The organism is Streptomyces sp. NPDC024555 (assembly GCF_055559335.1).
The window spans coordinates 120,684-133,375 of record NZ_JBVHKV010000008.1 but is presented as its reverse complement, the minus strand read 5'-3'; the positions used below and the strand labels follow the sequence as shown (position 1 = coordinate 133,375).

The window sequence follows — 12,692 nt, the reverse complement described above, 5'->3', positions numbered from 1 at the left end:
GAGTCGTAGGCTGGGAACCCCGGCCCCTCCGGGGCGGTTCCCGGACCCCCGCCGGGCGTGGAACCGCCCGCGGCACGTGTCGGGTCCTTCGCGTTGCCCCAGGGCGGCGCCCTCTGGCGGCAGCCGGCCGTCAGGCCACCCCTCACCACCCGGACGGAAGCCCTTCATGAGCCTGCACGGTCTGCTGGATGTCGTCGTACGTGATCCGGCGCTCGAAGAAGCGGTGAAGGCCGCCGGTGACGGTCACCGCATGCACGTCGACCTGGTCGGCCCGGCGGCCGCGCGGCCCTTCGCCGTCGCCGCGCTCGCCCGCGACGCCCGGCGCACCGTGCTCGCCGTCACCGCCACCGGACGCGAGGCCGAGGACCTGGCCGCCGCCCTGCGCACGCTGCTGCCGGCCGACTCGATCGCGGAGTTCCCGTCCTGGGAGACCCTGCCCCACGAACGCCTCTCGCCCCGCTCCGACACCGTGGGACGCCGGCTCGCCGTGCTGCGCCGGCTGGCCCACCCCCGCGCGGACGACCCGGAGACCGGACCGGTCCAGGTCGTCGTCGCCCCCATCCGCTCCGTGCTCCAGCCGCAGGTCAAGGGGCTCGGCGACCTGGAACCGGTGGCGCTGCGCACCGGAGAGAGCGCCGACCTCGGCGCGACCGTCGAAGCACTGGCCGCTGCCGCGTACTCCCGGGTCGAACTGGTCGAGAAGCGCGGTGAGTTCGCGGTGCGCGGCGGCATCCTGGACGTCTTCCCGCCGACCGAGGAGCACCCGCTCCGGGTGGAGTTCTGGGGCGACGACGTCGAGGAGATCCGCTACTTCAAGATCGCCGACCAGCGCTCCCTGGAGGTCGCCGAGCACGGCCTGTGGGCGCCGCCCTGCCGGGAGCTGCTGCTCACCGACGAGGTCCGCGAGCGGGCCGCCGCCCTCGCCGAGGCCCATCCCGAGCTGGGCGAACTGCTCGACAAGATCGCCGAGGGCATCGCCGTGGAGGGCATGGAATCGCTCGCCCCGGTCCTCGTCGACGACATGGAACTGCTGCTGGACGTGCTGCCCGAGGGCGCCATGACCGTCGTCTGCGACCCCGAGCGGGTCCGGACCCGGGCCGCCGACCTGGTCGCCACCAGCCAGGAGTTCCTCCAGGCCTCGTGGGCGGCCACCGCCGGCGGGGGAGAGGCGCCCATCGACGTCGGCGCGGCCTCGCTGCGCGGGATCGCCGACGTCCGCGACCGCGCCCGCGAGCTGGGCATGATGTGGTGGTCGCTCTCCCCGTTCGCCGCCGACGAGGACCTGGACGACGACACCCTGAAGCTCCGGATGCACGCCCCGGAGACGTACCGGGGCGACACCGCCCGCGCGCTGGCCGACACCAAGGGCTGGCTGGCCGACGGCTGGCGCACGGTCTACGTCACCGAGGGCCAGGGCCTCGCCTCCCGCACCGTCGAGGTGCTGAGCGGCGAGGGCATCCCCGCCCGCCTCGACCCGGACCTGGCCGAGGTCACCCCCTCCGTCGTCCACGTCTCCTGCGGCGCCCTCGACCACGGCTTCGTCGACCCGGCGCTGAAGCTCGCCGTGCTCACCGAGACCGACCTCACCGGCCAGCGCACCGCCACCAAGGACCTGGGCCGGATGCCGGCCCGCCGCCGGAAGACCATCGACCCGCTGACGCTGGAGACCGGCGACTACATCGTCCACGAACAGCACGGCGTCGGCCGCTACATCGAGATGGTGCAGCGCACCGTCCAGGGCGCCACGCGCGAATACCTGCTCGTGGAGTACGCCCCCGCCAAGCGCGGCCAGCCCGGCGACCGGCTGTACATCCCCACCGACCAGCTGGAGCAGGTCACCAAGTACGTGGGCGGCGAGGCCCCCACCCTGCACCGGCTCGGCGGCGCCGACTGGACCAAGACCAAGGCGCGCGCCAAGAAGGCCGTCAAGGAGATCGCCGCCGACCTGATCAAGCTCTACTCGGCACGCATGGCCGCCCCCGGCCACACCTTCGGCCCGGACACCCCCTGGCAGCGCGAGCTGGAGGACGCCTTCCCGTACGCGGAGACGCCCGACCAGCTCACCACCATCGCCGAGGTCAAGGAGGACATGGAGAAGTCCGTCCCGATGGACCGGCTGATCTGCGGCGACGTCGGCTACGGCAAGACGGAGATCGCGGTCCGGGCGGCGTTCAAGGCGGTCCAGGACGGCAAGCAGGTCGCCGTCCTCGTCCCCACCACGCTCCTCGTCCAGCAGCACTACGGCACCTTCACCGAGCGCTACTCCCAGTTCCCCGTCAACGTACGGGCGCTGAGCCGCTTCCAGTCGGAGACCGAGTCCAAGGCGACCCTCGAAGGGCTCCGCGAGGGCTCCGTCGACCTGGTCATCGGCACCCACCGCCTCTTCTCCTCCGAGACGAAGTTCAAGGACCTCGGCCTGGTCATCGTCGACGAGGAGCAGCGCTTCGGCGTCGAGCACAAGGAGCAGCTGAAGAAGCTCCGCGCCAACGTGGACGTCCTCACCATGTCCGCGACGCCCATCCCCCGTACGCTCGAAATGGCCGTCACCGGCATCCGCGAGATGTCGACGATCACCACCCCGCCCGAGGAGCGCCACCCCGTCCTCACCTTCGTCGGCCCCTACGAGGAGAAGCAGATCGGGGCGGCGATCCGCCGCGAACTGCTCCGCGAGGGCCAGGCGTTCTACATCCACAACCGGGTGGAGTCCATCGACCGGGCCGCCGCCCGGCTGCGCGAGATCGTCCCCGAGGCCCGGATCGCCACGGCACACGGGCAGATGTCCGAACAGGCCCTGGAACAGGTCGTGGTGGACTTCTGGGAGAAGAAGTTCGACGTCCTGGTCTCCACGACGATCGTCGAGTCCGGCATCGACATCTCCAACGCCAACACCCTGATCGTCGAGCGCGGCGACAACTTCGGCCTCTCCCAGCTGCACCAGCTGCGCGGCCGCGTCGGCCGCGGCCGCGACCGGGGCTACGCCTACTTCCTGTACCCGCCGGAGAAGCCGCTCACCGAGACCGCCCACGAGCGTCTGGCCACGATCGCCCAGCACACCGAGATGGGTGCGGGCATGTACGTGGCGATGAAGGACCTGGAGATCCGCGGCGCGGGCAATCTGCTGGGCGGCGAGCAGTCCGGCCACATCGCGGGCGTCGGCTTCGACCTGTACGTCCGCATGGTCGGCGAGGCCGTCGCCGACTACCGGGCCTCCCTGGAGGGCGGGGTGGAGGAGGAGCCGCCGCTGGAGGTCAAGATCGAGCTGCCGGTCGACGCCCACGTCCCGCACGACTACGCCCCCGGCGAGCGGCTGCGCCTCCAGGCCTACCGCTCGATCGCCTCGGCCTCGTCCGAGGACGACATCAAGGCCGTGCGCGAGGAGCTGACCGACCGCTACGGCAAGCTGCCCGAGCCCGTGGAGAACCTGCTGCTGGTCGCCGGTCTGCGGATGCTGGCCCGCGCCTGCGGTGTCGGCGACATCGTGCTCCAGGGGCCGAACATCCGCTTCGCCCCGGTGGAGCTGCGCGAATCGCAGGAGCTGCGGCTCAAGAGGCTCTACCCGAAGACGGTGATCAAGCCGGCCGTGCACCAGATCCTGGTGCCGCGCCCCACCACCGGGAAGATCGGCGGGAAGCCGGTCGTGGGCCGCGAACTGCTGGCGTGGACCGGGGAGTTCCTGACGACGATCCTGGGCTCCTAGGGCGTGTCCGGAAAGTCCCGTCGGCCGTCGTCGCGTCAGCGTGCGGGGCCGGAGGCGCAGATGAGCGGGGCGGACGGACGGGCGGCGCGCCGGAGGAGGGCGCCGCCCGCGCCGGGACGGGGGGCGGGCAGCCCCGGTGCGGCGAGCGGGCCGCCGCCGGAAGCCGCGACCGCCTCGCGCGCCTCCCGGTGGGTGTACGCGGCATGCCGGCCGGTGCCGTCCTCGACGAGGACCGCGGGGTCCTCGTCGTCCCGGTGGACGACGCCGGGGCGCTGCGGCCAGAACGCCAGCTGGCCGAGGAAGCCGGGGCCCACCAGGACCGTGGAGGCCGCGTGCGCCTCCTCGCCCGTGGCGAACCGCAGCCGCGCACCGGTGGGCCGGACCACGAGGAGCCGGGGCCGGGGCCTCGCGACGACGGCGACCGCACCGGCGCGCAGCGCCCCGTAGTACAGGACGGGCAGGGCGGGCAGACCGGGCACGGCCAGCTCCACCCGGTCGCCGGGGCGCACCCCGTGGGCGAGCAGACCACCGGCGACGCGGGCGCTGAGTTCGTCGAGGTCGAGCAGTGTCAGGACCGAGCGGCCGGTCCGCAGGGCCGGACGCTCGGGGTACGGCCGGGCCGCATCGGTCAGGACACTGGCGAGATTGGTCACGTCACTCCGCTTTCATGCGCACGGGCCGGTTGCTACCCGCCGATCCTCACAGCCGGGAGCCGCCGGGGACGCTGTCGACGCCAACAGAGACCTCTGTCGCCGACGACAAACACCCCACGCGGATTCGCTCGTTGGGCGTGGGCGCGCCGGTGACTGGCCTACGCTGACTCCGTGTCCAAGAAGGAACCACGTCTCCTCGTGGCCGAACTCGCCGGGGAACTGACGCCTCGCCTCGACGCGATCGCGGCATCGATGTCACAACTCACCTACGAGAAGATCGACTTCTACCGGTCCATGGTGGTGGGACCCGAGGACCTGAACGCCTCCATGCGGCTGAACGTCGGACGGATCCTGGAGCACCTGACCGACCACACCTCGACCGGCGTCGACCTGGCCGGTCCCATGGAGACCGGACGCAAACGCGCCCTGCAGAACGCCCCGCTGCCCGAGGTACTGCGCGCCTACCGGCTCGGGTTCCGGCACTTCTGGGAGCAACTCCTCGACGTGGCACGGAAGAAGGGCGGCGACGCCCCGGACGCGCTGCTGGACTGCGCCTCGCACATCTGGGAGCTGGCGGACATCTACTCCTCGGCCCTCACCGACGCCTACCGCTCGACCTGCGCGGAACGCATGGTCGAGACCGACCGCCGGCGCTCCGCCCTGGTCTCCGAGCTGATCGACGGCCCCACCCTGAGCAGCGAGACCGTCTGGGAGGTCGCGCGCATGCTCGACTTCCCGTTCCAGGGGCGGTTCCTCGTGGTGGCGGCGGAGGCCCGGGTCGGCGGCGAACCACCGCTGCCCGGCCTGGACCGGCGGCTGCGCGCCCTGGACGTCGGGCACGCCTGGCGGGCGCAGCCGGGTGCGGAGATCGGGGTGCTCTCCTGCCCGCCCCGGCAGCCGGTGGAGGAGATCCTGGACGCGGTGCGCGCGGTCGCGACCGGCCGGGTGGGCGTCAGCCCGCTGTACGAACGCCTCGACCAGACCAGCCGGGCCCTGCGGTACGCGCAGGTCGCCGAGGAGTCCCTCGCGGCCGGCAGCACGGGGGTGCGCCAGCTCGACGACACCCCGCTGACCGAACTGGTGATGAACAACCTGGAGACGACCCAGCGCGCGGTGCAGCGCATCCTGGGCGGTGTCCTGTCGCTCTCCGAGGACGACCGCACCACGCTCCTGGCCACCGCCCGCGCCTGGCTGGAGGCCCATGGTTCGGCCGCGGAGGCGGGGCGGCGGCTGTACTGCCACCAGAACACGGTCCGCTACCGCATGCACCGGCTGGAGGAGTTCCTGCGCGGACCGCTGGACGACCCGAAGATCGTCGCCGAACTGTCCATGGCGCTCGACGCGGTGGGCACGTTCCCGATGCTGCTGGACTCGGCGCAGCCGGCGGTGGCCCGCCTCCACGACCTGCGGGCCTGAGCCCGGCGGCCCGGGGCCGGACCGGACGGTTCCGGTCCGGCCCCGGGAGCCGTCAGCCGAGGGTGCGCAGCCGCATCCCGGCCGGTCCCTCGCCCGCGGTGTTGGTGCAGCGGTGGTCGCCGGCCGGCTGTTCCAGCTGGAGGGTCAGACAGCTGCCGAGTGCCTGCTGCCCGAAGCTGTTGGGGTGCAGGGACTCCTGGAGCTGGCCCTGCCCGGCGCCGGAGGTCACGAAGCGGACCCATTCGCTGGTCGCGCCCGAGGGCGGATCGGAGGGGCCGGCCTGCCGGGTGGTGGTGGAGCAGACCTCGCGCCCGTCGAAGGACCGGGACAGGTCCAGGAACTCCGCTCCGCCCTCGTCGGCGGCCTCGGCCAGGACGGAGCTGATCTCGGGGACCAGTTCGTCGTGGGCCCAGGTGAGGTCCTTGTCGAAGAAGGGGCAGCCGCCGGAGGTCAGCCGGTCGTACTTCTCGCCGGGGTAGCGGATGCGGCCGGCGTCGGGGAGCGGGGACGGGTACGACTGGAGGACGAGGCGGTACGAACCGGCCGGATGGCCGGCCCGGTCGAGTGCGGTCCGCACGTCGGCGAGGGTGTTCACGGCCGCCTGCCGCACGGCGGGCAGCCGTTCGGCCACCTGCTGGGCCGCCTCCGGGGCGCACGGGGAGCCGCCGAAGGGCTTGACGAACGCGCTCGCGCAGCCGGTGATGATGTCGGAGAAGCCGAGGTCGTTGCCGCCGATCGAGACGACGACGGCCCGCAGCGACCGGCCCGCCGCCACGTCCTCCAGCTCCGCGGCCTGCGAGCGCTGCCCCTTGAACGGCTCGCCGCCGCTCCCGGGCAGGAGCACCGCCTTCGACGTGGCCCCCGAACAGGCCAGGTTGAGGCGGCTGACGTCGAGGGTGACGGACTGGACCTCGGCCACGTCGGAGCGGTTGCAGCCGCTGTCGTAGGACGAGCCGTAGACCCGGTACGGGTCGCTCTCACCGGTCGCCGGGTCCCACGCCCGGTCGGTGCCGGAGTAGCCGTTCGCGCTGTCGTTGCTGTTGCCGGCCCAGCGGCCGGCCTCGCCGGAGATGAAGCTGTCGCCCAGGGAGACCAGCAGCGGGGCCTCGGCGGCGGCGGCCGGGGCGGAGCCGGACGCGGAGGCGGGGAGCGCGCCCGACACGGTCACCGCGCACACCGCGGCGGACGCGGCGGCCAGCGCCTTCGAGCGCCGTGAAAGAGAAATGATCATGCGGTGGTTGTCGGCAGCCGGGTGGTGGGCGGTGAAGCGCGGTGCCGGGTTTGCAGTCGAATGGACCAGCAGGGGGCGGGAGTTGTTGACCCCGGGCGTCAGAAGCGGTCAGGTCCGGTCACGCCCGCGACAAAACGTGAGAGTTGACTCTCATAAAATATGAGAGGATCCTCTCACGTCATGGACTCCAGTAACCGCATGGGTGACATCGAGATCACCGACCCGCAGGCGATGCGCGCCCTGGCGCACCCCGTGCGCCTCGCGATCCTCGACCGGCTGCGCCGCGAGGGCCCGTCGACCGCGACCGCACTGGCCCCGCACGTGGGCGCGACGCCCTCGGTGACCAGCTGGCACCTGCGCCATCTGGCGTCCTTCGGGCTCGTCCGCGACAGTGAGCCGGGCCCCGACCGCCGCAGCCGCCGCTGGGAGGCGGTGGCGCGCGGCTTCCGCTTCGAGGAGCCGGACGACCCTGCGGACGTGGAGGGCCGGGCGGCGGCGCGCGAGCTGTCCCGCCAGATGTTCCGCCGCTACGCGGACCTCCCCGCCCGCTGGGCGGAGGAGACCGAACCCGCGCTCGACCCGGCCTGGCGGGCCCCGGCCGGACTGGCGTACACCCGGATCGAGGTGACGGCCGGGGAGCTGGCCGGCATCCAGGACGCGATCGAGCGCGTCCTCGCCCCGTACGCCACCCGCTCCCCGGCCGACCGCCCGGCGGACAGCAGGGGCGTACGACTGCTGCGGTACGTGCTGCCGGAGGGACCGGGCGAGGGCGCGGGCGCGGAGGGACCGGGGGCGGCGGGACCGGAGGCGGCGGGCGCGCCGTCCGGGGTCGACGAGCCGTCCGGGGCGGACGAGCCGTCCGGGGCGGACGAGCCGTCCGGGGCGGACGAGCCGTCCGGGGCGGGCGAGCCGGGAGCACCGGGGCGGACGCCGTGACCGGGGCGGGGGAGATATCGCGGGGGCTCGGGCGGGACCGGGGGTTCCGGCGCTTCTGGGCGGGGCACACGGTCTCCCAGTTCGGCGACCGGATCACCGAACTCGCGCTGCCGCTGATCGCGGTCGAGTCCCTGGACGCCACGGCCGGCCAGATCGCGTGGCTGACGGCGCTGATCTGGACGCCGAACCTGCTGGCGATCGTCCTGGGCGCCTGGGTGGACCAACGCCCGGACAAACGGCGCCTGATGATCGTCGCGGACGTGCTGCGGGCGGCGTTCCTGCTGAGCCTGCCGCTGGCATGGCTGCTGGACGCGGTGACGCTGATCCAGCTGTACGCGGTGGCGGTGCTGGCGGGTGCGGCGGGGGTGCTGTTCAACACGGCGTACCCGCCGTTCTTCGTACGGCTGGTGCCGCGCGAGGCGTACGTGGACGCCAACAGCAGGCTCGCCGCGAGCCGTTCGGTCTCCCAGGTGGCGGGCCCGGCGCTCGGCGGCGTCCTCGTGCAGGCGCTCACCGCGCCGGTGGCGGTGGTGGTGGACGCGCTGACGTTCGTGGCGTCGGCGTTCCTGATCGGGCGGGTCCCGGTCGACGAGGGGCCGAAGGGCGGCGCCCCGGACGGGCCGGGGGTGCCGTTGCTGCGGCGGGCCCGTGAGGGGCTGGCGTTCGTGGTGCGGCATCCGGTGCTGCGGGCCACGCTGGGCTGCGCGGCCACGGTCAATTTCTTCACGTTCGTGGCCGGGACCGGCCTGATCGTGCTGTACGCCCGCCGGGATCTCGCCCTCCCGCCCGGCACGATCGGGCTCGCCCTGGGGGTCGGGGCGACCGGCGCCCTCCTCGGCGCGGTCTGCGCGCCCGCCGTCTCCCGCCGCATCGGCATGGGCCGCACGATCGTCGTCGGCGCCGTCCTCTTCCCCGCCCCGCTCGCCCTCGCCGCCCTGGCGGGCGGCCCCCTCTGGCTGCGCGCCGGCACCCTGGCCGGGGCGGAGTTCCTCTCCGGCTTCGGCGTCATGCTCTTCGACGTCAACCTCAACTCGCTCCAGGCGAGCGTCATCCCCGACGCCCTGCGCAGCCGCGTCGCCGGCGCCTACAGCACCCTCAACTACGGCATCCGCCCCCTCGGCGCCCTCACCGGCGGCGCCCTCGCCACCACCTTCGGCCTCCGCCCCACCCTGATCACCGCAGCACTGGGCGGCACCCTCTCCGCCCTGTGGCTCCTCCCGTCCCCGGTGCCGTCCTTGCGGACGCTGAAACGGGCGGACGCGGACGCGGACGCGGACGCGGTGGCGGGGGAGGGGGAGGGGGTGCGGCCGTGAGCGGTCAGGTCTTGAACACCAGCCACACGGTCTTGCCGACCACGTGGTCGTCCACACCGAAGTCGTCCGCCAGTGCGCGCGCGAGGAGTAAGCCGCGCTCCGAACAGGCTGCGTCGTCCGGCCGCTGAACCACGGGCCGTCCGGGTCCGCTGTCCCGGACCTCCAGCCGCACCAGGTCCCGGGCGCGACTGAGGGTGACGCTGAACTCGCGGCCGGGCGGCACGCCGTGGAGTACGGCGTTGGTGGCGAGTTCCGATACGCAGAGCTCTATGTCCTCGATCAGGGAGTCGAGCTCCCATTCGGCGAGAGCGCCGGTGACGAAGTGGCGTGAGGCGCGGACAGAAGTGCGCCTGCGGGGGAAGCGTTGCTGTTGGGACAGGGACACAGAGGTTCACCGCCTTGCTCGCGGATCGTAGCGTGGGCAGAACCATACTGCTATTCGCGAAAAGCGGCAAGGTTTACCCTGGGGTGGTGCGCGGGACTCGCTTACCGTGTGGGGCGGCAGGGGCGTCGGTTGTGGAGGAGACGGGCATGGGTGGCAATGAATGGACCAGCACCTCGGTGCCGTATCTCGCCGCGTCCTCCGGCGTGGCGGGTGACGCCTGGGCGGCCGAGGCCGCGGCGGAGGGGCGGAAGGGGAGCCAGCGGATCGTCCGGGCGGGCGAGGTCGCCGCCCCGCAGGAGGTGGCGGAACTGCTGGGTGTGGCTGTCGGGGAGGCGGTCGTCGCGCGGTGCCGGATCATGTATCTCGACGGTGAGCCGTGCGAGTTGACGGACACCTACTACCCGGTGGACATCGCGCGCGGCACCCGTCTCGCCGGGACCGCCCGGATTCCCGGCGGCGCGGTCCGGTTGCTGGCCGAGCTCGGACATGCGGGCGCGCGCGTCCGGGAGGACGTGACCGCGCGGCTCGCGACGGAGGACGAGCGGCGCCGACTGCTGCTGGCGGACGGCGAACCGGTCCTCCAACTGACCCGGCTCACGCTGGACGGAGCTGGCCGGCCCGTTCAGGTCGACGTGATGGCGATGCCACCGGGCCGCCAGAAGCTTCGCTACGAGATCAGGATCGGATGACTGTGCACAGACCCGAAGTGGATGCCGTCGACGGCCGTTCGCTGCACGAGCGGATCGCGGCCGACCTGAGGGACGAGATCATGTCCGGCGACTTCGCGCCCGGAGCCGGTCTGCCGTCCACCGCGCGGCTCAAGGAGCGGTTCAACGCCTCGAATGCGACCGTGCAGAAGGCCTTGCACCTGCTCAAGGAGGAGCAGTTGGTCGTCGGCAGGGCCGGGGCGGCCGTGACGGTGCGTGAACATCGCCAGCGCACCGTCCGCCCCGCCGCCTACATGGCTCCGGCCCGAGCGGGGGAGCCGTACCGCTGGCTGAGCGAGAACTCGCGGGGCGGCGCCCGTGCGCGCAGCGAACTTCTCGAAGTCGGCGTGTGCCGCCCGCCTGCGGACGTCGCCGAGGCCCTGCGGACGGAGAGGGCCGGTGAGGCGCTCCGGAGGCATCAACTCCTCCTCGTCGACGACGAACCGGTGGAACTCGTCTCCTCGTACTACCCGCTGGATATCGCCGGTGGCACCGCGATGGCCGAGCACCGGAAGATCACCGGCGGCACTCCGGCCCTGCTCGCCGAACTGGGCTATCCGCCACGGCTCAGCGTGGACCGGGTGTCCGCGCGCGTGCCTACGCAGGAGCAGTACCAGGCGCTGCGTCTGCCCGGAGGGCTGCCGGTGCTGCGGACCCTGAGGGTCGTCCACAGCGACGACGGGCGGCCCATCGAGGCGACCGTCATGGTGAAGGCGGGGCATCTGTACGAGCTTCAGTACGAGTTCACGCCGGAGTGAGGCGGGGCGTACGTCAGCCCTCCGCCCCCCGCCCGAACGCCAGCTCCGCCACCCTCCTGAACGCCGTCTCCGCGTCCGTGTCGCCGATTGCCGCGTCCAGGTTTCCGCTGAGGAGGAGGGTGGCGAAGCCGTGGGCGAGGGACCAGGCGGCGATGCCGGTGAGGCGGGCGTCCTCGGGGGTGGGGGCGGGGAGGGCGGAGACGCCGGCGCGGAGTTCGGCGGTGGCGCGGTCCTTGGCGGCGAGGAGGTGGGGGTCGTCGGTGCGGTAGAGGTCGGGGCGGAACATCACCTGGAAGTGGGCCGGGTGCTCGGCGGCGAAGCGGACGTAGCGCACGCCGCGTTCGCGGAGGTCCGGGGCCTCGGCAAGGGCGTCGGCGAAGAGGGTGTAGCCCTCGGCGGCGACGGCGGTGAGGAGGCCGGCGCGGTCCTTGAAGTGGTGGGCGGGCGCGGCGTGGGAGACGCCGGCCCGGCGGGCCAGATCGCGGAGGCTGAGGGCGGCGGGGCCGTCGGTGCGGATGACGTCGAGGGCGGCGGTGAGGACGGCCCGCCGCAGATCGCCGTGGTGGTAGGTGCGGTCGGTGCGGTCACTGGTCATGGGGGCAGCGTACGCCGGATCTAGTCGTTGACAAGTTCGAGGGCGGGGTGCAGTCTGTGTGGTGTCGGAGAATCTAGCCAGCGACAAGATGGGTGGGCTCGCCCGCCCCGGAAGGCGGAGTCGTGGGAGACAGGACCGAGGAACTGGGCGGCGTGCGGCGCATGTGGCACCTTCTTGAGCCCCTGCACGCCGTGCTGTACTACGCCCCCGAGGCCTTCGAGGAGGCCGCCGCGCTCGGATACGGCACCGAGGAGCGCTGGCCGAGCTACTTCGCCTGGCGCGCGGCGCCGCTCGGCGCGGACGCCGCCCGTGTCGTGGAGACCTTCCACAGCTTCAGCCCGGCGATGGTGGGCGCCCATGTCCCCGCCGTCTGGTCCGTCGCCGCGCCCGGCGCGGTGCTCGCCGCCCGGGTCCGCGCCGTCGACCGGGCCTGGCGCACCCTGCTGGGAGACGCGGCCGAGGCCCCGGACACCGCCGAGGCCGCCGCGCTGCTCACCCGCGTCGCCCGCGCCGCCGACACGGCCGGCCGCCCCCTCGCCGCGGCCAACGCCGCCCTGCCCGTACCGGACGCCCCGCACCTCGCGCTCTGGCACGCCGCCACCGTCCTGCGCGAACACCGGGGCGACGGCCACCTCGCCGCGCTCGCGGACGCCGGGCTCGACCCGGTCGAGTCCCTCGTCTCCTTCGCCGCCGTCGGCGCAGCCCCGCCCGAGGTGTTCGCCAGCCGGGGCTGGAGCGCCGAGGAGTGGGAGCAGGGCGCCGAACGGCTGCGGAAGCGCGAGCTGGTGGCGGCGGACGGCACGGCCACGGACGCGGGCCGCGCCCTGCGCGCCGAGGTCGAACGCCGCACCGACGAGGCGGCCGCCGCCCCCTGGCACGCCCTCGACGCCACCGAACGCGAGCGGCTCGTCGAACTCCTCGGCCCCCTCTGGGTCGCGGCCATCGGCTCCGGGCTCCTCCCCTCCGAGACGACCCTCGGCATCGGGAAGGTATGAGGCGGC

At 73.4% G+C, this 12,692-nt stretch carries 11 protein-coding genes; 7 read left to right on the top strand and 4 right to left on the bottom strand.

Annotated elements, in window-relative coordinates; translation table 11 throughout:
• The first annotated feature begins 166 nt into the window (after positions 1 to 166).
• Complete coding sequence (mfd, locus tag ACZ4FH_RS15630) at positions 167 to 3,697, top strand: transcription-repair coupling factor (protein ID WP_467305066.1); 3,531 nt, start codon at positions 167 to 169, stop codon at positions 3,695 to 3,697.
• Between the two features lie 35 nt (positions 3,698 to 3,732).
• On the opposite strand, the gene ACZ4FH_RS15625 is transcribed toward mfd, so the two are convergent.
• On the bottom strand, positions 3,733 to 4,350 hold the full coding sequence (locus tag ACZ4FH_RS15625; RefSeq protein ID WP_467305065.1) for an AMP-binding protein: 618 nt from the start codon (positions 4,348 to 4,350) through the stop codon (positions 3,733 to 3,735).
• A gap of 171 nt (positions 4,351 to 4,521) precedes the next feature.
• Here ACZ4FH_RS15625 and ACZ4FH_RS15620 point away from each other — a divergent pair, with 171 nt between their 5' ends.
• Positions 4,522 to 5,766, top strand: coding sequence for a PucR family transcriptional regulator (locus ACZ4FH_RS15620; protein ID WP_467305064.1), 1,245 nt, complete (start codon positions 4,522 to 4,524; stop codon positions 5,764 to 5,766).
• A gap of 52 nt (positions 5,767 to 5,818) precedes the next feature.
• Here ACZ4FH_RS15620 and ACZ4FH_RS15615 read toward each other — a convergent pair whose 3' ends face one another.
• A complete protein-coding gene (locus ACZ4FH_RS15615; RefSeq protein ID WP_467305063.1) occupies positions 5,819 to 6,997 on the bottom strand; it encodes a GDSL-type esterase/lipase family protein in 1,179 nt (392 codons plus the stop codon).
• A 180-nt stretch (positions 6,998 to 7,177) separates the two neighbouring features.
• Between ACZ4FH_RS15615 and ACZ4FH_RS15610 the strand changes: the two genes are divergently transcribed.
• Positions 7,178 to 7,933, top strand: coding sequence for an ArsR/SmtB family transcription factor (locus ACZ4FH_RS15610; protein ID WP_467305062.1), 756 nt, complete (start codon positions 7,178 to 7,180; stop codon positions 7,931 to 7,933).
• Complete coding sequence (locus ACZ4FH_RS15605; protein WP_467305060.1) at positions 7,930 to 9,246, top strand: MFS transporter; 1,317 nt, start codon at positions 7,930 to 7,932, stop codon at positions 9,244 to 9,246. Before ACZ4FH_RS15610 ends, ACZ4FH_RS15605 begins: the two co-directional genes overlap by 4 nt.
• 4 nt (positions 9,247 to 9,250) lie before the next feature.
• Here the strand turns inward: ACZ4FH_RS15605 and ACZ4FH_RS15600 are convergent, their stop codons facing one another.
• The gene (locus ACZ4FH_RS15600) at positions 9,251 to 9,631 is read right to left on the bottom strand and encodes an ATP-binding protein (RefSeq protein WP_467305058.1); all 381 of its coding nucleotides are present in this window, start codon (positions 9,629 to 9,631) and stop codon (positions 9,251 to 9,253) included.
• Positions 9,632 to 9,777: 146 nt separating this feature from the next.
• Here ACZ4FH_RS15600 and ACZ4FH_RS15595 point away from each other — a divergent pair, with 146 nt between their 5' ends.
• Together ACZ4FH_RS15595 and ACZ4FH_RS15590 are read left to right on the top strand one after the other, a co-directional pair.
• Positions 9,778 to 10,320: a GntR family transcriptional regulator gene (locus tag ACZ4FH_RS15595; protein WP_467305057.1), complete on the top strand. Its 543-nt coding sequence runs from the start codon at positions 9,778 to 9,780 to the stop codon at positions 10,318 to 10,320.
• Positions 10,317 to 11,096, top strand: a complete 780-nt coding sequence (locus ACZ4FH_RS15590; RefSeq protein ID WP_467305055.1) for a GntR family transcriptional regulator — start codon at positions 10,317 to 10,319, stop codon at positions 11,094 to 11,096. The genes ACZ4FH_RS15595 and ACZ4FH_RS15590 overlap by 4 nt, the downstream gene beginning before the upstream one ends.
• A 13-nt stretch (positions 11,097 to 11,109) precedes the next feature.
• Here the strand turns inward: ACZ4FH_RS15590 and ACZ4FH_RS15585 are convergent, their stop codons facing one another.
• A complete protein-coding gene (locus ACZ4FH_RS15585) occupies positions 11,110 to 11,691 on the bottom strand; it encodes a TetR/AcrR family transcriptional regulator (RefSeq protein ID WP_467305054.1) in 582 nt (193 codons plus the stop codon).
• Between the two features lie 161 nt (positions 11,692 to 11,852).
• Between ACZ4FH_RS15585 and ACZ4FH_RS15580 the strand changes: the two genes are divergently transcribed.
• The gene (locus tag ACZ4FH_RS15580; protein WP_467305377.1) at positions 11,853 to 12,686 is read left to right on the top strand and encodes an SCO6745 family protein; all 834 of its coding nucleotides are present in this window, start codon (positions 11,853 to 11,855) and stop codon (positions 12,684 to 12,686) included.
• Positions 12,687 to 12,692: the final 6 nt, after the last annotated feature.